The organism is Solidesulfovibrio fructosivorans JJ] (genome assembly GCF_000179555.1).
GTDB classification, from domain to species: domain Bacteria; phylum Desulfobacterota; class Desulfovibrionia; order Desulfovibrionales; family Desulfovibrionaceae; genus Solidesulfovibrio; species Solidesulfovibrio fructosivorans.
In genome coordinates this window covers 1-21783 of the sequence record NZ_AECZ01000020.1, presented here as the reverse complement: position 1 = coordinate 21783, position 21783 = coordinate 1, and the positions used below count along the sequence as shown (strand labels likewise).

Annotated in this window: 20 protein-coding genes and 1 tRNA gene; 15 read left to right on the top strand and 6 right to left on the bottom strand. The window is 64.3% G+C overall.

The genetic code is table 11. The annotated features are described in order from the left end of the window. Positions 1-17: 17 nt before the first annotated feature. The 6 genes from DESFRDRAFT_RS13940 to DESFRDRAFT_RS13915 all read right to left on the bottom strand — a co-directional run bounded on the left by DESFRDRAFT_RS13940 (position 18) and on the right by DESFRDRAFT_RS13915 (position 4905). A complete protein-coding gene (locus DESFRDRAFT_RS13940) occupies positions 18-743 on the bottom strand; it encodes a C39 family peptidase (protein WP_005994921.1) in 726 nt (241 codons plus the stop codon). 195 nt (positions 744-938) lie between these two features. Continuing rightward, positions 939-1919, bottom strand: coding sequence for a flagellar motor switch protein FliM (gene fliM / locus DESFRDRAFT_RS13935; RefSeq protein ID WP_005994920.1), 981 nt, complete (start codon positions 1917-1919; stop codon positions 939-941). 142 nt (positions 1920-2061) lie between these two features. After that, positions 2062-2649 carry a hypothetical protein gene (locus DESFRDRAFT_RS13930; protein ID WP_005994918.1) on the bottom strand — a complete coding sequence of 196 codons (588 nt, stop codon included), beginning with the start codon at positions 2647-2649 and terminating at the stop codon, positions 2062-2064. A 487-nt stretch (positions 2650-3136) separates the two neighbouring features. Beyond that, positions 3137-3799 carry a hydrogenase nickel incorporation protein HypB gene (gene hypB / locus DESFRDRAFT_RS13925; protein ID WP_005994916.1) on the bottom strand — a complete coding sequence of 221 codons (663 nt, stop codon included), beginning with the start codon at positions 3797-3799 and terminating at the stop codon, positions 3137-3139. A gap of 12 nt (positions 3800-3811) precedes the next feature. After that, positions 3812-4162, bottom strand: a complete 351-nt coding sequence (locus DESFRDRAFT_RS13920) for a hydrogenase maturation nickel metallochaperone HypA/HybF (RefSeq protein ID WP_005994914.1) — start codon at positions 4160-4162, stop codon at positions 3812-3814. Positions 4163-4221: 59 nt separating this feature from the next. Then, the gene (locus tag DESFRDRAFT_RS13915) at positions 4222-4905 is read right to left on the bottom strand and encodes a DUF554 domain-containing protein (protein ID WP_005994912.1); all 684 of its coding nucleotides are present in this window, start codon (positions 4903-4905) and stop codon (positions 4222-4224) included. Positions 4906-5019: 114 nt separating this feature from the next. Between DESFRDRAFT_RS13915 and DESFRDRAFT_RS13910 the strand changes: the two genes are divergently transcribed. The 15 genes from DESFRDRAFT_RS13910 to DESFRDRAFT_RS13835 all read left to right on the top strand — a co-directional run bounded on the left by DESFRDRAFT_RS13910 (position 5020) and on the right by DESFRDRAFT_RS13835 (position 21743). Further along, positions 5020-5106, top strand: a tRNA-Leu gene (locus DESFRDRAFT_RS13910). Positions 5107-5392: 286 nt separating this feature from the next. After that, positions 5393-6277 carry a formate dehydrogenase accessory protein FdhE gene (locus tag DESFRDRAFT_RS13905; protein ID WP_005994911.1) on the top strand — a complete coding sequence of 295 codons (885 nt, stop codon included), beginning with the start codon at positions 5393-5395 and terminating at the stop codon, positions 6275-6277. A gap of 1 nt (position 6278) precedes the next feature. Next, complete coding sequence (locus DESFRDRAFT_RS13900; protein ID WP_005994910.1) at positions 6279-6989, top strand: formate dehydrogenase accessory sulfurtransferase FdhD; 711 nt, start codon at positions 6279-6281, stop codon at positions 6987-6989. Positions 6990-6997: 8 nt separating this feature from the next. Further along, positions 6998-7597 (top strand): molybdenum cofactor guanylyltransferase, encoded by a 600-nt coding sequence (mobA, locus tag DESFRDRAFT_RS13895; RefSeq protein WP_043794946.1) that lies wholly within the window; start codon positions 6998-7000, stop codon positions 7595-7597. Continuing rightward, positions 7594-8598 carry a GTP 3',8-cyclase MoaA gene (gene moaA, locus DESFRDRAFT_RS13890; protein ID WP_005994908.1) on the top strand — a complete coding sequence of 335 codons (1005 nt, stop codon included), beginning with the start codon at positions 7594-7596 and terminating at the stop codon, positions 8596-8598. The genes mobA and moaA overlap by 4 nt, the downstream gene beginning before the upstream one ends. A gap of 201 nt (positions 8599-8799) precedes the next feature. Beyond that, positions 8800-9660 carry a transposase gene (locus tag DESFRDRAFT_RS13885; protein WP_005994907.1) on the top strand — a complete coding sequence of 287 codons (861 nt, stop codon included), beginning with the start codon at positions 8800-8802 and terminating at the stop codon, positions 9658-9660. A 169-nt stretch (positions 9661-9829) separates the two neighbouring features. Next, the gene (gene fdnG, locus DESFRDRAFT_RS13875; RefSeq protein WP_081458497.1) at positions 9830-12874 is read left to right on the top strand and encodes a formate dehydrogenase-N subunit alpha; all 3045 of its coding nucleotides are present in this window, start codon (positions 9830-9832) and stop codon (positions 12872-12874) included. A 12-nt stretch (positions 12875-12886) separates the two neighbouring features. Then, complete coding sequence (locus DESFRDRAFT_RS13870; RefSeq protein ID WP_005994903.1) at positions 12887-13609, top strand: 4Fe-4S dicluster domain-containing protein; 723 nt, start codon at positions 12887-12889, stop codon at positions 13607-13609. A 395-nt stretch (positions 13610-14004) separates the two neighbouring features. Next, the gene (locus DESFRDRAFT_RS13865) at positions 14005-15300 is read left to right on the top strand and encodes an ABC transporter substrate-binding protein (protein WP_005994901.1); all 1296 of its coding nucleotides are present in this window, start codon (positions 14005-14007) and stop codon (positions 15298-15300) included. A gap of 12 nt (positions 15301-15312) precedes the next feature. Beyond that, positions 15313-17322 (top strand): ATP-binding protein, encoded by a 2010-nt coding sequence (locus tag DESFRDRAFT_RS13860; RefSeq protein ID WP_005994899.1) that lies wholly within the window; start codon positions 15313-15315, stop codon positions 17320-17322. 54 nt (positions 17323-17376) lie between these two features. Further along, positions 17377-18102: a response regulator gene (locus DESFRDRAFT_RS13855; protein ID WP_005994897.1), complete on the top strand. Its 726-nt coding sequence runs from the start codon at positions 17377-17379 to the stop codon at positions 18100-18102. Positions 18103-18209: 107 nt separating this feature from the next. Beyond that, positions 18210-18524 (top strand): hypothetical protein, encoded by a 315-nt coding sequence (locus tag DESFRDRAFT_RS13850; RefSeq protein WP_005994895.1) that lies wholly within the window; start codon positions 18210-18212, stop codon positions 18522-18524. A gap of 36 nt (positions 18525-18560) precedes the next feature. Further along, the gene (locus DESFRDRAFT_RS13845; RefSeq protein WP_005994892.1) at positions 18561-18878 is read left to right on the top strand and encodes a hypothetical protein; all 318 of its coding nucleotides are present in this window, start codon (positions 18561-18563) and stop codon (positions 18876-18878) included. A gap of 43 nt (positions 18879-18921) precedes the next feature. After that, positions 18922-20025 (top strand): flavodoxin-dependent (E)-4-hydroxy-3-methylbut-2-enyl-diphosphate synthase, encoded by a 1104-nt coding sequence (gene ispG, locus DESFRDRAFT_RS13840; RefSeq protein WP_005994890.1) that lies wholly within the window; start codon positions 18922-18924, stop codon positions 20023-20025. Next, positions 20016-21743: a proline--tRNA ligase gene (locus DESFRDRAFT_RS13835; RefSeq protein ID WP_005994886.1), complete on the top strand. Its 1728-nt coding sequence runs from the start codon at positions 20016-20018 to the stop codon at positions 21741-21743. The genes ispG and DESFRDRAFT_RS13835 overlap by 10 nt, the downstream gene beginning before the upstream one ends. The last annotated feature ends 40 nt before the right edge of the window (positions 21744-21783 follow it).

The window sequence follows — 21783 nt, the reverse complement described above, 5'->3', positions numbered from 1 at the left end:
GATACGCTCCTTTGCCGTCATTTGGGACGGCCGCGTTTTTTGGGGGAAAGCACGAGCAGGTTGGCGTCGCAGGTGATGATGCCGAGCATGACGGCGCACACGAGGTGGTTGAGCGTCACTTCGTAATACTGGCTCTGGCTTATGGGATTGGGCAACAGCGGATCGGCGATATGGGTCGAGCGCCGCTCCGTATCGTAGCCGCTTATCACCACGAAATGTCCCGCCGGCTCGCCGCGCACGTCATCGTAGACCAGAGTCCCGCTTTCATCGCGTTCGCGCGCGGTGCGGTAGAGGTAGGTGGCGGAAAGCCCGGCCAGAATCGGCCGGTCGCGCTTGAGGATGGCGCGGATGAGCCCGGCCGTCAGGTCCTCGAAGCGGATGACGCCGCCCATTTCCAGAAATTCGAGACAGGCCTCGGTCGTGGACGTCAGTCGCCGGCTTTTTTTATACTGGCGCTGCTTTTTGAGCTTGGCCGCCAAATCCACGTGCGCGCCGTCGAACCAGGTGCTGTCGAAGACGGTCAGGTCGAAGGTGTAGAGCCTGGCCGCGTAGCCCCGGGCCAGGGCATGGCAGCCGAGATAGGCGGCCAGGGTGCCGCCGCCGGGCAGGGTTTTCACTTCGTGGATGACGGAATCGAGCGCCATGTCGTCGCCGTAATAGCGGTAGATGGCCTGCAGACAGGTGGGGCCGCAGGTGGTGTCGTCGGGCTGGGCGGCAATGGGAATGGCGAGTTTGGGTTCCACGGGCTGGCCCCTATCACGGCCCAAAGCGGTTGGCCATGGGACAGGAGAGGCATATTTTTTGTTTAGGCGAGGTATATCGGCGTATTATGGAAAAAAGAAGGTGCGATCACGGCTGCTTGTCGGGGGTGTTGGGCCAAAGGGAAAGGACGCGGCCGGGAACGCGCCGGGCGGGTCCGCCGCAGCGTTTGATCCGGGTTATTCGACGTGGATTTCCTCTTCCTTGACGATCTGGAAGGCCTTGTTGGACTTGACCAGCCCCGGGATGCCCCTGAACTTGCGCACGCCCTGGACTTCGGCTTCGAGCAGGGCGTCCACGTCGTTGTCGAGCATGATGATGTCCCCGGGCTTCAAGGAAAGGAGCTGACGGCCGGTGACCTGGGACCGGCCGAAACGCACCAGCATCTCCACCGGCGTCTCCATGAGCCGCTCCTTGAAGCGGGCGATCCAGGCATGGTCCACTTCCAGGCGTTCGGTCTGGAAGGAGGCGTAGAGCTTGGTGCGGATGGGCTCGATGGTGGCGTAGGGCAGGCAGACGATCAGCGAGCCGATGGCGTTTTCGAGCTCCACCTCGAAGGTGACCACGATGACCACGTCGCTTGGCGGCACGATGGCGGCGAACTGGGGGTTGACTTCGCTGCGCACGAGCTCGATGTGGACCTCGTGCACGGGCTGCCAGGATTCCTCCATGTTTTCCAGGGCAATGCGCACCACACGGTTGATGATGGCCTGCTCGATAGGGGTGAAATCGCGGCCTTCGATCTTGGGCTGCGATCCGGCCCCGCCGAAAAAGCTCTCCACCATGGCGAAGACCAGCCGCGAGTCGACGACGAGGATGGCGTTGCCGCGCAGGGGGTCGAGCTTGAAGATGTTGATGGAGGTGGGCACGGGCAGCGACCGCATGAAATCCCCGAATTTCGACATGTCGATGGAAATGGGGTTGACGTCGGCGCGCTTGCGCATGGCGTTGGCCATGGCGTTGGAAGCGAGCCGGGCGAAGCGGTCGTTGATGATCTCCAGAACCGGCATGCGGCCCCGGATGATGCGGTCCTGGTTGGACAGGTCGAAGACCACGACCCCGGAGTCGTCCTCCAGGATGTCGTTTTCCGCCTCGATTTCGCCGCCGGAGAGTCCCCGCAGCAGCGCATCGACCTCGTCCTGATCCAGAATTTTGCTCATATAGGAACCTTTCGGCCTGTCGCGCCCAAACTATAGGGATGTCGGCGCGAAATGAAAAGGGGAGAAACAAAAGCCGGCCGTCTTTTGGACGGCCGGCCGGCTAACGAAAGGGGCATTGGCAAAAAGGCCTTGGAGGGGCTTGCTAGAAGCTCACGTTGAGGCCGAAGGTGCCGCCGAAGGCGTCGACGCCCTGGTTGTTGAACTGGCCGATGTGCCAGTATTTGACGGCGCCCTTGAGGCTCAGCTGCTGGGTGAGGGAATAGGTCGCGCCCAGTTCGCCGTTTTCGGTCAGGCTGTTTTCAAATCCGTTGTAGGGCACCTGGGTGTCGCACCACAGGCCGCCGAAACCCGCGCCGGCGAAAATGCTCGCCTGGGAAGTGGCCACGAAGTGCCACCGGGCGTTGAAGTTGCCGGCGATGCCGCTGGCCGGCGAAGCCTTGGAGCCGATGCCGGTGGCGGTCTCAAAGCGTTTGTTCTGGTCGACATAGACGCCCATGCCTTCGACTTCCACGGCCACGTTGTCGAAGACGTAGTAGTTGAGCGCCCCACCGTAGGTGTAGATGGAATTGACCCGTTGGTTGGTGGTGCCGTAGATGCCAAATCGCGGTTCGAAATTGAACGATCCGGCCGCGAAGCCTTGCGTCTGGGCCATGACCCAGGTGGCCGAGGCGGCAAGCGCCAGGCAGGCGACGGCAAGTGTGTACACGAGTTTGCGATACAGAGCGTCCATAACCTTCTCCCTGATATGTTGCGGACTATGGAATCGGACAGCACTCTACAAAAGCCATGCCATCATCAGGGAATATGGCGATTTATCGCTAACCGTCTCAATATAAATAGCTTTTATCTCAACCGTCCACTCCGGGGAACGCAGACAACACCTGGGGATGTTTGACTCTTTCAGAAAGTGAAACAGCTTTTGGTTTATCCACTCCGTTCGGGGGGGCGAGAGAAGCCGGGGAAGGACGCCAGACAGGCCGGGCAGCGGGAGCAACGGGCTCCGGAAGATTTTTCAGCGCAGCCGCTTTTCCGAGGGCCCCTTTACGTTCCCGTGCAGGGACGCCGCTCTAACCTTATAAAGCGAAAGGGAATTTCTCGTTATATCGGGAAAACGACGAGTGGACGCGAACTGTCCAAATAAAGACTTTGGGAAGGGAAGAGCGTGAGAGGGAAGAACCCTTGTTTAAAGGGTCTTCCCTCTCGCACGTTCCTCATGGCTAGGCCGTGGCGCGTTTTTCCCGGAGCCGGGCGCGCAGCCAGTCGTACCAGTCGGCAAGTCCCTCGCCGCTGCGGGCCGAGACCGGGAAGATGGCGATGTGTTCGTTGAGCACGCGGGCGTGGCGGCTGGCCCGCTCCATGTCGAAGTCCACATAGGGGAGCAGGTCGATCTTGTTGAGCACCAGGGCTGCGGAAATATTGAACATCAGCGGGTATTTCTCGGGCTTGTCGTCGCCCTCGGTGACGCTTAAAAGCGTGATCTTGAAATCCTCGCCCACGTCGAATTCGGCCGGGCAGACCAGGTTGCCGACGTTTTCGATAAAAAGGATGTCGAGGCCGGTCAGGTCGAGGCTCTTGATGGCTTCCTGGACCTGCGAACTGGTCAGGTGGCAGCCGCCCTCGGTATTGATCTGCACGGCCTGGGCGCCGGTCGCGGCCACGCGGCGGGCGTCGTTGTCGGTTTGCAGGTCGCCCTCGACCACGGCCATGCGCATCTCGCCGGCAAGTTCGGCGAGGGTTCGTTCGAGGAGCGTGGTCTTGCCCGCGCCGGGCGAGCTCATGATGTTGACCACGAGGATGCCTTTGTGGCCGAAGAAATCCTTGAGTTCCAGGGCGATACGGTCGTTGGCCTCCAGGATGTTGCGCACCACGGGAATCTGCATGGCAAGCCTCCGCTATTCGAGTTCGAGATATTCGATGTAGAGTTCGCGGCCGGAAAGCACGGTGTGTCCGAGTTCCTCGCCGCAGCCGGGGCAGGGGGCGAAGGCCGAGTCGCCCTCGGGCGAAAATTCGCGGCCACAGGCGCGGCAGCGCAGAACCACGGGCGTCTCCTCCATCTCCAATTTCGAGCCGGCCAGCCGGGAGTCGACGGTCAGTACCTCGAAGGCCGTTTCCAGGGCCTCGGGGACAATGGCCGAGAGGCGGCCGTGGCGGACCTTGACGGTCAGGAGTTTCTCCTTACCGTGCTTGGTCATTTCGTCTTCGATGATGGCGAGCAGGCTTTGGGCGATGGAGAGTTCATGCATGGCCGGTCCGTCGTACGGCAAAACGGTGTGCGCGTAAAGAAGACCGGCTGCAAAAGGGGTTACTTGAAAAACGGGGCCAAAAGCACGGCCACGACCATGGCCGGCAGGAGATTGGCCACCTTTATTTTGAGCAAGCCCAGCATGTTGATGCCGATGGCCGCGATGAGGAGTCCGCCGACGGCGGTGAGCTGGGTGAGCCGGTCCGGGGTGAAATAGTCGTGGCCGGCCGCGCCGAGGTAGACCAGCGCGCCTTCGTAGAGGGCTACGGGAATAAAGGAGAGCAGCACGCCGAAGCCGTGGGTGGTGGCCAGGATCAAGGCCACGGAGCCGTCCAGGGCGGCCTTGGTGAAAAGAAGGGTGTGGTCGGCGCGAAGCGCCTCGTCGAAGGCGCCGAGGATGGCCATGGTGCCGGTGCAGAAGATGACCGAGGCTGTGACCAGCCCGTCGGTGAAAAGGGCGTTGTTCGAGCGCAACCGGGCCTTGAGTCCGTCGCCGATGCGGGCCATGGCGCGTTCGATGTCCATGAGTTCGCCGACCACCGCGCCGACGAGCATACTGATGACCACGACCAGGGGGGCGGTGACGGCCAGCGCCATCTTGAAGCCGATAAGGAGGATGGAAAGGCCGAGGGCCTGGAACATGATGATGCGCACACGATCCGGGAAGCGGCCGTGGAGCGTGAGTCCGAGCAGGCCGCCCGCGATGATGGCAGCGCCATTGACCAGGGGACCGAGGGGAAGCATTGCGGTACTCCTTGCCCGAGTGGGACAGGGGAGGGCTAGCAGTTTCAGCGGGTTGTCTCAAGGGAGAAGATGATTGACAGCATCTGAAGTATTAGGGTATAGTACTAAATTCGAGCCGGGATGGCGGAATTGGTAGACGCAGCGGACTCAAAATCCGCCGAGGGCAACCTCTTGGGGGTTCGAGTCCCCCTCCCGGTACCAAAACAATATCAACGAGTTGCGAACATGGGTTCCCATGGCGCGACTCGCTGTTTGTTTTTTGAAGTCCCGTCTGTCCCACTCCTGTCCCATTATTTCCCCAAGCACGTCCAAGCGCGGGGGTCGGCGGCGTGTCCGTCGGCCCCTGTGCTTTTTCCGGGACATCTTCTCCGCCCTTCCGGCTGCGCCGGCCAGCGGCGCTTCCCCCCCTTGCTATTTTTAGCCGCGTCACCATACTGTCACCAAGGCCCGGCGCGCCTGCGCCAAGTCCTTTCAACAAGGAGCCTCCATGCCCTTTGATGCCGCCGCTTACGGTCGCCGGCTGGAAAAAAAGCTGGCCGACATCGCCCATAAAACGGTGCTGCCCGCGCCCATGGTCACGCTCGTGGCCGCCACCTGCCGCGCCCAGTTGGCCGAGCGGGCCGGATTCGCCGTGACCCTCGATCCCGCCCGGCTGGAAGAGATCGAAAGGGTGCTTCGCGGCGCGACCATGCTGGCCCGGGACGCTTTTCCCGTCGATGCGGCCAGGGCCGAAACGTTTTTCGCCGAGCTTTCCCGCATCGTCCGGGAGGACGAGCCCCATCTGGCCGTCGGCATGGCCGCCATCGACGCGGCCTTGGCCTCCGGAGAATTGGATATTCGCGCCGCCTTCGCCCGCCATGTGGCCGGGGACGACGCTTTTTTCGCCGCTTTCGGCGAGAGGACCCCGGATGCGCCGCGCCTGCTGGCCTTTCTGGCCCAGGCCGCGCTGGCCCCGCAGCTGGCCGCCATCGGCGAGGCCGTGTACGCGCATTTTCCGGCCGATCGCACCTGGAGCTTCGGCCAGTGCCCGGTCTGCGGCGCGCCGCCCTTGATGGCGCGGCTTGTCGGCAAGGAGGGCGCGCGCCATTTGACCTGCTCCTTTTGCCAGCTCGAATACCGGGCCAAGCGCCTCATGTGTCCCTACTGCGGCGAGGAGGACCACAAGCTGCTCGAGGTCTTCACCGCCCCGGACGAGCCGGGCTACGCCGTCCATGTCTGCCTGCGCTGCAGGAATTACATCAAGACGGCCGACTTTCGCGACCTCGATCGGCCAAGCGTCTCCAGCCTCGACGACCTGGAGTCGCTGACCCTGGACATCGCCGCCCGCAACCAGGGCTACGCCCGGCCGGTGTTGTCCGCCTGGGGATTTTGACGTGGACGCGGCGCTGACCCGCGAGGTCCCCTGCCGCCGGTTCAAGGACGGGCGCTGGCGCGAGATCACCGATGACGTGGCCGAAGAGATCCGGGTCACGGTGCGTCTGGCCGGCGTCGGCGCCTGCCGTCTTTTTGCCTCGCCTATCGACCCCGAGGGGTTGGCCCTTGGCCATGCCGCCCTGGACATGCTCGGCCCCGGCCGCATTCCCGTGCTGGCCCGGGCCGAAGGGCTGTGCTTCGATCTGGAGACGGCCCCGGATACGCGCCCCGAACCCGATCCCTCCCTGCCGGGGACCCTCGCCGCGCCGGAACTCCTTGCCCTGGTCACGCGCTTTATCGCCGCGCCCGGGCTGTGGGACGGCACGGGCTGTTTCCACCGGGCCGCGCTTTACGATCCGCGCGCTGGCGATTTCGTGGTCCGGGCCGAGGACATCGGCCGCCACAACTGCCTGGACCGACTGGCCGGCTTCGGCCTGCGCCAGGGAATCGCCTTGCCCGAGCATCTCCTTTTTCTCTCTTGCCGGGTGACGGCCTCCATGATGGAAAAAGCGCTTCGGGCCGGCCTGCGTCTGATCGTCAGCCGCTCGGCCGTGACCGGCGCGGCGGTTTCCCTGGCGCGTGAGCATGGCGTCACCCTGGTCGGCTTCGCCCGGGACGCCGAAGCGCGCTTTACCGTCTTTGCCGACGCGGCCGGGAGGATCGCCGCGTGAGCGGGGCGATGCAGCCGCTGCTCGGCGTGATCCTGGCCGGCGGCAAATCCAGCCGCATGGGCCGCGACAAGGCCTGGCTGTCCTTTTTCGGGCAGCCGCTTCTGGCCCGGGTGGCAAGCGTGGTGCGAAACGTCACCGGTGATCTGCTTGTTTCCGGTCGCGATCCGTCCGTTTTTGGCATCGACGCCCCCTGGCTCCCCGACGAGCAGCCCGGACACGGCCCGGCCGGCGGCGTATTGACCGTCCTTGCCGCCACCGGCCGGCCCTGCCTCGTCGTGTCCTGCGATCTGCCCTTTCTGGACGAGCCGACCCTGGACCGGCTGGCCGCCGCCTGGCGACAGCGCCCGGCCAGCGCGCTGATGACCACTTACCGGATCGTCGAGACCGGCTACGTGGAATCCCTGGTCGCCATCTACGACCCGGCCGGGGAGGGGCGTTTGCGCCGCAACCTGGAACAGGGGCAGCTCCGCCTTTCCGCCATTTTCCCCGAAGAGGTCCGCTGGCACATCGATTACAGCCAGGCCGACGCGGACGCGGCCCGACCCTTTTTCAACGTCAATGCGCCGCCGGACCTGACCCGGGCCCGGAGCATGGAGACCCGGATATGACCGACGTCACACCCCATCTGCGCGACGGCCGGGGGCGCGAGGTCAGCTACCTGCGCCTTTCCGTCACCGACCGCTGCAATCTCTCCTGCCTCTACTGCCGGCCCCGGCACAGCTTCACCTTCATTCCGCACGACAAGATTCTGCGCTATGAGGAGATGCTGAGTCTCGTCGGGCTCGCCCGGGAACTCGGCATCGGCAAGCTGCGCCTCACCGGCGGGGAGCCCTTCGCCAGGCGGGGGCTCATGGATTTCATCGCCGCGCTTTTGGACCGCTATCCGGGTCTGGACCTGCGGCTCACCACCAACGCCACGCTGTTGGCCGGCAAACCGGCCGCCCTGGCCGCCCTTGGCGTCTCGGCCGTCAACATTTCCCTCGATACCCTGGACCGCAAAAAATACGCGGACATCACCGGCCTCGACCGGTTCGACGCCGTGCGCCAGGCCATCGACGAAAGCCTGGAGGCCGGGCTTCGGGTCAAGCTCAACGCCGTGGCCCTGCGCGGGGTCAATACCGACGAGATCGGCGACTTCGTGGCCTTGGCCAAAGCCTATCCCCTGGACGTGCGCTTCATCGAATTTATGCCCGTCGGCGGCGGCACGCTCTGGAAAAAGGAAAACTACATCGCCGCCAAGGAGGTGCTGGAACTGGCCGAGCGGACGGCGCAGCTCACGCCCATACCCCACGAGCACACCACAGGCGGGCCGGCCAGGATGTACAGTATCGACGGCGGCGTCGGCCGATTCGGCGTCATCTCGCCCTTAAGCGACCATTTTTGCGCTACCTGCAACCGGCTGCGCATCACCTCTGACGGCAAACTGCGGACCTGCCTCTTCTCCGAGCGCGAATACAGGCTGCGCCAACTGCTGCGAAACCCCAAGCTCGGACTGCCCATGGTGCGCCGGGTCATCGCCCTGGCCCTGCGCAACAAGCCGCTCGGCTACGAGGTCCTAAACCCCGGCGGCACCAAAAAAGCCCGCAAAATGTCGGCCATCGGAGGATAGAGTGTATTTTGAGGAAAGAAAGTGCGAGAGGGGAAACCCTTTGGAAAGGGTTCTCCCCTCTCGCGCTCTCCCTTTCCTAAATCTTCTTCCTCTTATTGGTGCCCACATGATGTTCCGTCCCCTTGGCGAAAGTCTTTGGAAAGGGGGCCCGGGGGAAGAACCTTTCTTCAGAAAGGTTTTCCCCCGGTTTGTTATTCCATAATGGCTTTTGACATTGACCGGCATACGCGCAGCGAGGCGAGCGCGCGGCGTTTGCTGGAGAAGTACTGCTGGCCGGACGGGCAGCCGGTGTGCCCGCGTTGCGGGAGTAGAAAAGCTTACGCTTTGGCCGAAGGGCGGCTGCGCTGCGCCGGCTGCCGCTATACCTATCGTCTGCTGACCGGGCGTTTCGCCGGTCTGGCCGGGTTGACGGCCCGCCAATGGCTGCGGCTCGCGGCGCTTTTCGCCGCCGAGGAGACGGCCCACGCCATGGCCGCCGCCCTGGATCTGGCCTACAACACCGCCTACAAGGCGGCCACGCTCATTCGCCTGGCCCTTTTGGCCGAGAGCCTCGACGGTCTGGCCGTGCTGCGCGGTCACCTCGGCAATGATCTCGGTTTTTCCGGCAAGACGTTGCGCCCGGTCCCGGCCGACGCGCCGCTCGCCGCCGTGCCGGTCTTCGGCATCCTGGAGCGCGGGGGCATGGTCTTTATCGACTACCTGCCCGACATGACTCCCGAGGACCTGCTGCACTACAACCTGCACTTTTCCCTGCCGTTGTCCCGGCTCGGGGCCATCGTCTATTCCGACCGCTACCAGCGCTACGCCACGCTCGTGACCTGCGGCGCGGAGGTGTTGTCCCGGCGCTTTGTGGAGGTGGCGGGGCGCGCCCCATCGGTCGAGCCCAGTAGGGACGGGTTCTGGCCTTATGCCCGGGAGCGGCTGGCCCGGTTCCACGGAGTCACGGCCCGCAAATTTCCGCTCTATCTCAAGGAGCTGGAATTCCGCTACAACCACCGAAACGAAGATATCCTACCTATTTTGCTCACTAATATCTGCTCATTTGTGCCGGATCTTGCGTAATTCTTTTTTCTTTGACCGTCTGCCACCCCTTTTCTAGTTAAATGGTGACAGTGTTTGCGGAAGTCTATGTTATTTTTAACTTATGCTAAATTTAGCATAAGTAGAGATGACCCGGCAGGCCCGGCGGACGGGCAGGCCGCCTCGGCGGGGCGGCAAAGGAGACACGTTTATGGAATGGAACCGGCGCGAGTTCCTCAAGATCGCGGGCGCGACCTCGGCCGTGGCGGCCTTTGGCGGTCTCGGCTTTGACCTCGGCCAGGCTAAGGCCGCGGCGCTGGCCCAGGCCGACAAGCTCAAATTCACCAAGCAGACCACTTCGGTATGCTGCTACTGTTCGGTCGGCTGCGGGCTTATCGCCAGCACCGACAAGAACGGCGAGGGCAGGGTGGTCAATATCGAGGGCGACCCGGACCATCCGATCAGCGAGGGTTCGCTTTGCCCCAAGGGCGCGTCCCACTACCAGCTCGGCAAAAACGACCGGCGCATCACCAAGGTGCTCTACCGCGCCCCGTACAGCGAGAATTGGGAAGAGAAAAGCTGGGATTTCGCCCTGGATCGCATCGCCCGCAAGGTCAAGGAAGCGCGCGACGCGTCCTTTACCGTCAAGGACGCCAAGGGCCGCGTCGTCAACCGTCTGGAAACGCTGGCCTCGGTCGGCTCGGCGGCCATGGACAACGAGGAATGCTGGATATACCAGGGCATGCTCCGTGCCCTGGGATTTACCTACATCGAGCATCAGGCCCGTATCTGACACAGCGCCACTGTAGCGGCTCTGGCAGAGTCGTTCGGACGCGGGGCGATGACGAACCACTGGATCGACATCGCCAATTCGGATTGCATTCTCATTATCGGCAGCAACGCCGCCGAGAACCATCCCATTTCGTTCAAGTGGGCGCTTCGGGCCCAGGACAAAGGCGCCAAGATCATTCACGTGGACCCGCGCTACACGCGCACCTCGGCCCACGCGGATGTGTTCACCCGGCTGCGCTCGGGGTCCGACATCGCCTTTTTCGGCGGATTTATCCGCTATATTCTGGCCAACAATCTGTATTTCAAGGATTACGTCGTCAATTACACCAACGCCTCGTTCATCCTCGGCGACAAGTTCGACTTCAAGGACGGGCTTTTCTCGGGCTACGACCCGGTCAAGCGCGCCTATGACAAGTCGGCCTGGGCCTTTGCCAAGGATGTGGACGGGCGGATCAAAAAAGACCCGACTTTGCGCGATCCCCGTTGCGTGTTCCAGATCCTGCGCAAGCACTATGACCGCTATACGCTGAAGACCGTCTCGGAGATCAGCGGCACGCCCGAAGCGGATTTGCAGCTCGTCTACCAGACCTTTGCCGCCACAGGCGTCCCGGAGAAATCCGGCACCATGCTCTACGCCATGGGCCAGACCCAGCATACGGTCGGCGTGCAGAACATCCGGGCCATGTCCATCGTCCAGCTCCTTTTGGGCAACATGGGCGTGGCCGGCGGCGGCATCAACGCGCTTCGCGGCGAGGCCAACGTCCAGGGCTCCACCGACCATGCGCTGCTCTACCACATCCTGCCGGGCTATCTGCCGACGCCGAACGCCACCATGGAGAGCTTGCAGGTCTACGGCGAGAAAACCACCCCCATGACCAAGGACCCGCAGAGCGCCAACTGGTGGGGGAACAGGCCCAAGTACATGGCGAGCTTTGTGAAGTCGCTCTACCCGGACCAGAACCTGGAGACCGGCTACAGTTATCTGCCCAAGCTCGAGCCGGGCAAGAACTACTCCTGGCTGTCCATGTTCGACGCCATGCACAAGGGCGCCTTCAAGGGCTTTTTCGCCTGGGGCCAGAACCCGGCCGCGAGCACGGCCAACGCCAACAAGACCCGCGAGGCCATGGCCAAGCTCGACTGGATGGTCACGGTCAACATCTTCGAGACCGAGACCGGCTCCTTCTGGAAGGGCCCGGGCATGGACCCGAAGAAGGTCAAGACCGAGGTCTTCTTCCTGCCCTGCGCCGTGGCTTTCGAAAAGGAAGGCTCCATCTCCAACTCCGGCCGCTGGATGCAGTGGCGTTACGCCGCCCAGAAGCCCCTTGGCGACACCAAGCCGGACGGCGACATCATCTTCGAGCTCTTCGAGAAGATCCGGGCGCTCTATGCCAAGGAAGGCGGGGCGTTCCCCGATCCGATCAAAAACCTCAAGTGGGACTTCGCCACGAACCATGCCTTCGACAGCCACAAGGTGGCCAAGATCATCAACGGCGTGTTTCTGAAGGAGAAGACGCTCAAGGTCGGCGGCAAGGACAAGACCTTCAAGCCCGGCGACCCCGTGCCGAGCTTCGCCATGCTCCAGACCGACGGCTCCACCTGTTCCGGCAACTGGATTTACTCCGGTTCCTACACGGATAAGAACATGGCCGCCCGCCGCGACAAGACCCAGACGCCCATGCAGGCCAAAATCGGGCTGTACCCGGGCTGGACCTGGGCCTGGCCGGTCAACCGGCGCATCCTCTACAACCGCGCTTCGGTGGACCCCCAGGGCAAGCCCTGGCAGCCGCAAAAGCCGGTCATCGAGTGGAAGGACGGCAAGTGGGTGGGCGACGTGCCCGACGGCGGCTGGCCGCCCATGGCCGATTCCAAGAAGGGCAAGTACCCCTTCATCATGGAGAGCGAAGGCATGGGACAGATCTTCGGCCCCGGGAGAAACGACGGCCCCCTGCCCGAATACTACGAGCCCTTGGAGTGTCCGGTTGGCGAGCATCCCTTCTCCAAGCAGCTCAACAACCCCACGGCGCTGACCTTCACCGGCCCGACTGAAGTCCATGCCGTCTGCGATCCGCGCTATCCCTTCGTGTGCTCGACCTACCGGGTCACCGAGCACTGGCAGACCGGCGTCATGACCCGCAACTCGCCCTGGCTGCTCGAGGCCGAACCGCAGATGTTTTGCGAAATGAGCCCGCAACTGGCCAAGATGCGCGGCATCGGCAACGGCGACAAGGTGATCCTCGAAAGCACCCGCGGCTCGCTTTGGGCCAAGGCCATCGTCACCGAACGTCTCCAGCCCTTTACCGTCATGGGGCATACCATCCACCAGGTGGGCGTGCCCTGGCACTACGGCTGGACCTGGCCCAAGGAAGGCGGCGATTCGGCCAATATCCTGTGCCCGTCCGTCGGCGATCCCAATACGGGCATCCCCGAAACCAAGGCCTTCATGGTCAACGTGAAAAAGGCGTAAGGGAGGACGGCCATGAACGGAAAAAGTTTCTTTATCGACCTGTCGCGCTGCACCGGCTGCCGGGGCTGCCAGGTGGCCTGCAAGCAGTGGAAGAACAAGCCCGTGGAACCCACGGTCAATACCGGCTCCCACCAGAACCCGCCCGACCTGTCCTGGCAGACGCTCAAGGTCGTGCGCTTCACCGAGGTCACCGTCGGCGGCAAGTTCCACTGGCTGTTCTTCCCGGACCAATGCCGGCATTGCCTGGACGCGCCCTGCAAGATGGTGGGGGATTCCGAGATCCAAGACGCCATCGTCCAGGACCCGGAAACCGGGGCCGTGGTCTTCACCGAAAAGACCAAGGGGCTCACGGCCGATGCCGTGCGCGAGGCCTGTCCCTATGACATCCCCCGCGTCGATCCGGCGACCAAGGTCATGTACAAATGCGACATGTGCAACGACCGGGTCCATGCCGGCCTACTCCCCTCGTGCGTGAAGACCTGCCCGACAGGGACCATGAACTTCGGTGACCGCGAGGACATGCTGGCCCTGGCGAAAAATCGCCTGGCCGCGCTCAAGCCCAAGTATCCCCAGGCGGAGCTTGTGGACGCTTCCACGGTGCGGGCCATCTTCCTGTGCCCGCAGCCGCCGAGCGCCTACTATAAGTACGTCCAGTACGGCGACGCCGCGCCGAGCGTGCTGAGCCGCAAGGCCTTCCTGGCCAAAGTGCTGCGGCCCCTGCGCGCATTCGGTTAGGGAGAGGAGGAGAGGAGGCAGAAAAGTGCGAGAGGGGAAACCCTTTGAAAAGGGTTTCCCCTCTCGCGCTCTCCCCTTCCTAAACTTTTAAATGATGCTGGGAGCGACAAGGGTTCGAGCTGTCGCCTCCGGTGTCGTGGAAGGGTTGTTCCCAGGGATGGGGGCGTGCGGCCAAGGGAGGCGGCGGGGTGTGCCGGACGCGAAGGCGTATTCTTCGAATATGCGCCGCACGCGGCAGGCACACCCCGCCACCTCCCGGCCAAACGCATTATCCGCAAAAACTGGTGATCGGGAATGCTCCGCAACGTCCCGCCGCGTCCGCTTCGGGGAGCCGCTGCCACGGCCCCCGGGGGCGGCCGGTTGACCGGCTGACATGATCTGATATCTCCCGTCGTATGCCGGATACGCCTGCCAAAAAAACACACCCGTTGTCGGCCGCCGTGTTGGCGCTTTGTTGCCTGCTGGCCCTGGCCGCCTGTTCCGGAAAGCCCGCTCCGGAGAACGCGGACGCCCGCGTGCCCGGCGTGACTTCCGATTCCGTGCTTGTCGGCTCGTCTTTGCCGCTCACGGGCCATGCCAGCTATCTGGGCAAGCAAACGCTTTTCGGAGCCCTGGCCCGCATCAACGCCGTCAACGATGCCGGCGGCGTGGCCGGGCGCAGGATCAAGGTCCTGGCCCTGGATGACGGCTACGATCCGCCGCGTTGTGTGGCCAACACCCAGCGGCTCATTGTCGACGACCAGGTGTTTTGTCTTTTCAGCTACGTGGGCACGCCGACCACGGTCAAAATCATCCCCATGCTGGAAGAGGCCAAGGTGCCGCTGGTGGGAAGCTTCACCGGGGCCGATGCCCTGCGCACCCCCGCGCGGCGCTACATCATAAACGTCCGGCCGTCCTACTACCAGGAAACCGCCGCCGCCGTGGAGCATCTGGTCAACGACCTGGGCATCGAACGGGTGGCGGTCTTCTACCAGTACGACGCGTACGGCTTCGACGGACTTAAGGGCACGGAAATGGCGCTTAAGGCCCACGGGCTGGCTCCGGTGGCGCGCGGCTCCTACATCCGGGGCACCATGGACGTGGAGGAGGGGATTTCGCGCATCCTGGAGGCCACCCCCCAGGCCATCGTCATGATCGGGGCCTACAGCCCCTGCGCCAAGGCCATAACCCTCGCCCAGGGACGTGGCTACAAGGGGCTTTTTTACGCCGTGTCCTTTGTCGGGGCGGACGAAATCGCCCGTATCCTTGGCCGGCAAAGCAATGTGCCGCTTATCATGTCCCAGGTGGTGCCGCCGCCGGGTCTGCCCGAGTCGGTCTCGCTGCTCTCCGGGGTGGAGGCGTACGCCCGGGATCTGGCCCGCTATTTTCCCAAGGAAAGCCCAAACCTGGTGGGGCTCGAGGGCTACGTCAACGCCCGGGTGCTTATCGAGGGCCTGCGCCGGGCCGGGCGCGACCTGACGCGTGAGCGCTTCATCGACGCCGTGGATTCCATCGAGAATTTTTCCGTGGGCATCGCCAGCCCGGTCAGTTTCGCCCCGAACCGGCACCAGGGCATGGAGCGCGTCTATTTCACCCGATTCGACCATGGCGTGTTTCGTCTGGTCACGGATTGGAAGCGGCTCAAGGATTCGCTTGCCGCTCCGGCGACGGGCGAGGGCGGCGGCACGGGCGCGCCCGCGTCCGCGCAATAGACGGCGGACGGCATGTTTTCCAAGCGGCGCATAAGCCTCAAACTCAAGATGTTCGGCGGGGCCATGGCCGTGGTGCTTCTGGTCAGCGCCGTCATCGCGCTTCTCGCCCGCTGGATACTGGTCACGAGCCTCAACCGCGAGCTGGAGCAGCGCGGCGTGGCCATCGGCCAGAGCATCGCCGAACGGGCCAGCGGCTACATCCTGGACAAGGACCGGGCCAATCTCGTCAGCCTGGTGTTCGACGCGGCCCAGCTTGGCGAGCGGCGCATCCTCGTTTCCTACATTTTCATCGAGAACACTGACGGCCATATTCTGGCCAATACCTTCATGCGGATCTTTCCCAAGGCGCTTTTGCGGGCCAATCCGCTGCCCGAGGGCGTCGAGTCCCGCATCAGGCTGGTCCATTTCGAGGGCAGCCAGGCCATCGACATCGCCGTGCCCGTGCGCGAGGGCATCTACACCCTGGGCGCGGTCCACGTGGGGCTTTCCAAAAGCCACATCGATTCCCTGGTCGGCACGTTGCGCACCACCTTCCTGGGCTTTATCGCCGTTGTGACCGTGGTCATGTTCATCATCGTGCTGCGCCTGTCCAATGCCGTGGCCCGACCCATCTCCCGGCTGACCAAGGCCGCTGACGCCGTCAGTCGCGGCAGTCTGGACGAGCCGGCGACGCTCCTTGGCCTGCGCGAGACCGCGCCCCGGGATTGCCCGGCCTATGCCGACACGGACCTTCCCTGCTGGCATTTCGACCAGAGCGCGGGGGAGAGCGGCTCCGACAATCCGGCCAACGCTCCCACCTGCCGGGAGTGCCGCTTCTACCGCAAGGACGGCGGCGGCGACGAGGTGGCCCAGCTCGCCGAATCCTTCGGCAACATGATCTGGAGCATCCGGCTCTACCGCCGCCGGCTGCGGGAATCCGAGGAAAAGTACCGATCCCTTTTCGACAGCAACCCCGACCCGGTTTTTGTCGTCGACACGGCGACCGGCCGTATCCTGGACGCCAATTCCCAGGCCGAGGACGTCTATGGCTATCCCCGGGACGCGCTGGTCGGCCGGGCCGTGGAGGTGCTGGAGTCCGACGGCCCCCCGGGCGGGGTCTCGGCCTATTTGCAGGACCGCGATGCGCCGGACCGGGTGCTTTTCGCCAAGCTGCGCCATGTGCGAAAAGACGGCACGCCGCTTTTCGTCAACCTGCACGCCTGCCGCATCGCCTACCGGGGCCGCGACGCCGTGATTTTTTCCACCACCGACATCACCGAGCAGGTGGAAAAGGACGCCCACCTCATCCAGGCGAGCAAGATGAAGACCTTGGGTGAAATGTCGGCCGGCATCGCCCACGAGCTCAACCAGCCGCTCAACGCCGTCAAGATGGGCAGCGACTACCTGCGTCTGGTGGCCGAGTCCGGCCATCCGCCGCCCCTGGAGAACCTGCTGGCCGTCACCGCCCAGATCAGCGAACAGGTGGACCGCGCCGCCGCTATCATCGGCCACCTGCGCGACTTCGGCCGCAAGTCCGAGCCGGTCCTGGAGGATGTGGACATCGCCGTGCCCATCCGGGGCGTTTTTGCCATGATCGGCCACGAACTGTCCCTGGCCGGCATCGAGATCGACCTGGATTTGCGGCCCGTGCCGCCCATCCGGGCCCATGCCAACCGCCTGGAGCAGGTTTTTTTCAACCTCGTGGTCAACGCCCGCGACGCCATGGTGGGAAACGGCTGTCCGGACAGGGCCTCCGAGGTCAGGCGACTTCGCATCCGGTGTTTTCGGGAAGGCCCCCGGGTGACGGTGACCGTGGCCGATACCGGCTGCGGCATCCCCGAGGCCAAGCGGCATAAGATTTTCGAGCCGTTTTTCACCACCAAGCAGACCGGGCAGGGCATGGGCCTCGGGCTCGCCATCACCTACGGCATCGTCAAGGATTACGGCGGGGACATCGCGGTGGACGAGGCCCCGGGCGGTGGCAGTCTTTTTCGCCTGAGCTTTCCGGTCGCGGATGGCGCTCCCGCCAGTGCCACGGCTTGACGACGGCTCCGCCTGCCTGCAAACATGACGCTCCGTCATCCCCGGGAGTACGGCATGCGCACCATATTGGTCATCGACGACGAGCGTCCGACGCTCCAGATGTTCGAGCTCTACCTCGGGGCCTATGGCTATCCGGTGCTGACGGCCGCCAGCGGCGAGGAGGGGCTGGCCGTTTTCACCGAGAAAGAGCCGCCCATCGTGCTCACCGACATCAAGATGCCCGGCATGGACGGCCTGGCCGTGCTGCGCGCTATCAAGGAAATGAGCCCGCGCACCGAGGTGGTCGTCATCACCGGCCATGGCGACGTCGATCTGGCCCTGACCGCGCTCGGGCTTCGGGCCACCGATTTCATCGACAAACCCATCCGGCGCGAGGCCCTGGAAGCTGCCCTGGCCCGGGCCAACGGCCGGCTGGACCAGGCCGGTGCGGCTGGGGGCACCGAGCCCATCGGCGTGGAGCGGGACGGCGAGGTGGGGATCGTCGTCATACGGGGCAACCTGACCGGCGAAACCGAGCCCTATCTGACGCGGGCCATGCGCGAACTCGCCGACGCCGGCAAACTGCTTTTCGCCTTCAGCCCCGACGCCTCGATCAACGGCGCCGGCCTCGACCTGCTGTTGCAGGCCACGGAGGAGGGGAGCAGCCGCCCGGCGGCGATTTGCGGCCTTTCGGACAATTTCGCCAAGGTGCTCGACCGGCTCGGCGTCACCGGCCGCGCCCCTCGGTTTGCGGACCGTCAGGCGGCCATGGGGCACCTTGCCGCGCAACCCGTCGGTTGACCGCGCGGCCTCTCTCGGGGAGAAAGACGCGCCACGGGCGTTTACAGGTCGGCCTGCCGCACATATAGTGCCGCCACCGCAAAACGGCGACCGGATAGGGCGGTTTCATGACAACCCGAAGCGACGTCCTCGGCCGGGGCTGCCTCTGGACCAGCCTGGCGGCCTTATACACCTTGTGCGGCATGAAGCTTTTCGTGGCGCTGCGGGATGGACTGTGGCTCGATTGGCCGCTCGGCGATTTTCTGCCGGATATCGTGGTGCGCTGGGTGTTTCGCCTCCCGGACGGCGCGCCGCGCGCGGCCCTTGTCTGGGTCATGGGCCAGGACGTGGTCTACCAGGCGGCGGCCGTGACCTGCTGCATCTGGTTGCTGACGCTTCTCGGGAAATCGTCCGCCCGCGACGGCGGCGAGGTTTCCTCCTAAGCGCGGTTTTCCGGGAGGGTTTTGGAGGTTCGACTGATGCGTAGTTTGCTGTGGGCCTTGGTCCTGACCGGCTTGTTGTGCGGCGTTCCGGCCCGGGCGGCGCAATCCGTAACCCTCGACGGCCGGGTTTCCGGCGTCATGCAGTACCCGGAGACGCAGACCATCTGCCTGTCGTTTACGAGCAACGAGAAGAAGCAATACATGATCTGCGACGATGTCACCGCCAAGGAAGTTATCGAGCAGCTCTTTGCCCTGGGCAAAAAGGACGCGCCGTGCCGTATCGAGGGCGCCGTGGCCAAAAAGTCCGGGGACGACGTCTATCTTTCCGTAACCCGCGTGACCCAGGGCAAGTAACCCCGGCGTCCCGCGTTTTTCCCAACCCGCAACCACCCATCCCATGCGCGACAATTCGCAACCCCCTCCGAGGCACCCCACCCGTGCCGTGACCATCGGCAATGTCGGCGTCGGCGGCGACAACCCCGTGCGCGTCCAGAGCATGACCAACACCGACACTCGCGACGTGCCGGCCACCCTGGCCCAGATCCGGGCCCTGGCCGACGCCGGTTGCGAGATCGTGCGTCTGGCCGTGCTCGACGAGGACGCGGCGGCGGCCTTGCGGCCCATCCATGAGGCCTCGCCCGTGCCGCTGGTGGCCGACATCCATTTCGACCACCGCCTCGCCGTTGCGGCGCTTGCCGCCGGCATCGAGGCGCTTCGCATCAATCCCGGCAACATCGGTTCCGAGGCGGCCGTGGACACGGTGGTCGCGGCGGCTAAGGACCACGGCGCGCCGATCCGCATCGGCGTCAATTCCGGCTCGGTGCAAAAGGACCTGCTCAAAAAATTCGGCGGTCCCACCCCCGAGGCCATGGTCGAAAGCGCCCTGACCCATATCGCCTATCTGGAAAAACGGGGCTTTCACGACATCAAGGTGTCGCTCAAATCCTCCTCCGTGCCCCGCACCGTGGCCGCCTATCGCCTGTTGGCGGGAAAGGTCGACTATCCGCTGCACATCGGCGTCACCGAGGCCGGAACCCCCATGCGCGGCGCGGTCAAGTCCGCCGTGGGCCTGGGGATTCTGCTCTCCGAGGGGCTTGGCGACACGCTTCGGGTCTCGCTGACCGGCGACCCGGTCACGGAAATCGGCGTGGCCTATGAAATTTTGCGTTCCCTCGACATCCGCGCCCGGGGCCCGGAAATCATCTCCTGCCCCACCTGCGGCCGCACCGAGATCGACCTCGTCGGCCTGGCCGAGGCCGTGGAGGAGCGCCTTCGCGGCGTGACCGAGGTCTTCACCGTCGCCGTCATGGGCTGTGTGGTCAACGGCCCGGGCGAGGCCCGCGAGGCCGACATCGGCATCGCCGGCGGCCGGGACTGCGGCATCATCTTCCGCAAGGGCCAGGTGCTCGGCAAGGTGCGCGGCGCCGACAATCTCATTCCCGCCTTCATGGACGAACTGGACCGTTATCTCACCGAAAAAAAGGAAACCTCATGCGACTGAGCCGCTACTATGCCCCGACCCTTAAAGAGACTCCGGCCGAAGCCGAGGTCGTAAGCCATAAGCTTTTGCTGCGCGCCGGCATGATCCGCAAGCTCACCGCCGGCATCTATACCTATCTGCCGCTGGGGCTAAAGGCGCTCAACAACGTCGCCCGCATCGTGCGCGAGGAAATGGATCGGGCCGGAGCCCTGGAAATCCTCATGCCCGCCGTGCAGCCGGCCGACCTTTGGAAGGAATCCGGCCGCTGGGAGTTCTACGGCCGCGAACTCCTGCGTTTCGTCGACCGCCACGAGCGCGAATTCTGCCTGGGCCCCACCCATGAGGAAGTCGTCACCGACCTCGTGCGCCACGAGATTCGCTCCTACCGCCAGCTTCCCATCAACCTCTACCAGATCCAGACGAAATTTCGCGACGAGATCCGCCCCCGTTTCGGGCTCATGCGCGGCCGGGAATTCGTCATGAAGGACGCCTACTCCTTCGACAAGGACGATGCCGGAGCCGACGCCAGCTACTGGGCCATGTACAAGGCCTATATCCGTATCTTCGAGCGCCTGGGACTCAAATTCCGGGCCGTCTCGGCCGATTCCGGGGCCATCGGCGGCTCGTTCTCTCACGAATTCATGGTCCTGGCCGAAACCGGCGAGGACACCATCGCCTACTGCGACGCCTGCGACTTCGGGGCCAACGTGGAAAAGGCCGAGGCCGTCTGCCCGCCCCCCGGCGACATCGCCCCCTGTCCGCCGGCCGAAACCGTGGCCACCCTGGGCCAGCACACCGTGGAAGAGGTGGCCGCCTTCCTCGAAGTCACGCCGGACAGGATCGTCAAGACGCTCGTCTACGTCGCCGACGGCAAGACCGTGGCCGCCCTTGTGCGCGGTGACCGCGAACTCAACGAGGTCAAATTCAAGAACCTTCTCGACGCCAAGGACCTCCGTCTGGCCAGCCCCGAGGAAGTCACCGCCGCGACCAAGGCTCCGGTCGGGTTCGCCGGTCCGGTGGGACTTGCTGGCATCCCCGTTTACGCCGACCGGGAACTCTCCCTGGCCGCCGACTGGATCGTCGGGGCCAACGCCGCCGACGCCCACCTGCGCCATGTGGACCTCGGCCGCGATGCCGCAATCCTTTCCTTCACCGACCTGCGCCAGGTCGCTCCCGGTGACCCGTGCCCCAAGTGCGGCGCGCCCCTCTCCTTTGCCAAGGGCATCGAAGTCGGCCACGTCTTCAAGTTGGGACTCAAGTATTCCAAGTCGTTAAACGCCACCTTCCTCGACGAGGCCGGCAAGGAGCAGTTCATGATCATGGGCTGCTACGGCATCGGCGTCTCGCGCATCGTGGCCGCCTGCATCGAACAAAATAACGACGCATCCGGCATCGTCTTTCCGCCGGCCATCGCCCCCTTCGAGGTCGCGCTTTTAAACCTCAACGCCAAGGACGCCGAGGCCAGCGCCAAGGCCGACGAACTCTACGACGCCCTGACCGCCGCCGGCATCGAAACCCTCCTCGACGACCGCGAGGAACGCCCGGGCAGCAAATTCAAGGACGCCGACCTCATGGGATTCCCCATCCAGCTTACCCTCGGCGGCAAAGGCCTGGCCCGGGGCATCGTCGAAACCAAGGACCGCCGCACCGGCGAGAAGGGCGAACTGCCGCTCGACGGTTTCATGGACGCCTTTGTTGCCTGGCGCGAAGGCGTGCGCCAGGGCTGGGGGCTGGAGTAGCTGCGGCGGGAGAGGCGCGGGGCTCCGCCCCGGGCCCCGG

Coding starts and splice junctions, on each gene's coding strand:
- DESFRDRAFT_RS13835 (WP_005994886.1), top strand. CDS start 20,016: ATGCGACTGAGCCGCTACTATGCCCCGACCCTTAAAGAGACTCCGGCC.
- DESFRDRAFT_RS13920 (WP_005994914.1), bottom strand. CDS start 4,162: ATGCATGAACTCTCCATCGCCCAAAGCCTGCTCGCCATCATCGAAGAC.
- moaA (WP_005994908.1), top strand. CDS start 7,594: ATGACCGACGTCACACCCCATCTGCGCGACGGCCGGGGGCGCGAGGTC.
- DESFRDRAFT_RS13865 (WP_005994901.1), top strand. CDS start 14,005: ATGCCGGATACGCCTGCCAAAAAAACACACCCGTTGTCGGCCGCCGTG.
- mobA (WP_043794946.1), top strand. CDS start 6,998: ATGCAGCCGCTGCTCGGCGTGATCCTGGCCGGCGGCAAATCCAGCCGC.
- DESFRDRAFT_RS13915 (WP_005994912.1), bottom strand. CDS start 4,905: ATGCTTCCCCTCGGTCCCCTGGTCAATGGCGCTGCCATCATCGCGGGC.
- fliM (WP_005994920.1), bottom strand. CDS start 1,919: ATGAGCAAAATTCTGGATCAGGACGAGGTCGATGCGCTGCTGCGGGGA.
- ispG (WP_005994890.1), top strand. CDS start 18,922: ATGCGCGACAATTCGCAACCCCCTCCGAGGCACCCCACCCGTGCCGTG.
- DESFRDRAFT_RS13860 (WP_005994899.1), top strand. CDS start 15,313: ATGTTTTCCAAGCGGCGCATAAGCCTCAAACTCAAGATGTTCGGCGGG.
- DESFRDRAFT_RS13850 (WP_005994895.1), top strand. CDS start 18,210: ATGACAACCCGAAGCGACGTCCTCGGCCGGGGCTGCCTCTGGACCAGC.
- DESFRDRAFT_RS13855 (WP_005994897.1), top strand. CDS start 17,377: ATGCGCACCATATTGGTCATCGACGACGAGCGTCCGACGCTCCAGATG.
- hypB (WP_005994916.1), bottom strand. CDS start 3,799: ATGCAGATTCCCGTGGTGCGCAACATCCTGGAGGCCAACGACCGTATC.
- DESFRDRAFT_RS13870 (WP_005994903.1), top strand. CDS start 12,887: ATGAACGGAAAAAGTTTCTTTATCGACCTGTCGCGCTGCACCGGCTGC.
- DESFRDRAFT_RS13905 (WP_005994911.1), top strand. CDS start 5,393: ATGCCCTTTGATGCCGCCGCTTACGGTCGCCGGCTGGAAAAAAAGCTG.
- DESFRDRAFT_RS13930 (WP_005994918.1), bottom strand. CDS start 2,649: ATGGACGCTCTGTATCGCAAACTCGTGTACACACTTGCCGTCGCCTGC.
- DESFRDRAFT_RS13845 (WP_005994892.1), top strand. CDS start 18,561: ATGCGTAGTTTGCTGTGGGCCTTGGTCCTGACCGGCTTGTTGTGCGGC.
- DESFRDRAFT_RS13885 (WP_005994907.1), top strand. CDS start 8,800: ATGGCTTTTGACATTGACCGGCATACGCGCAGCGAGGCGAGCGCGCGG.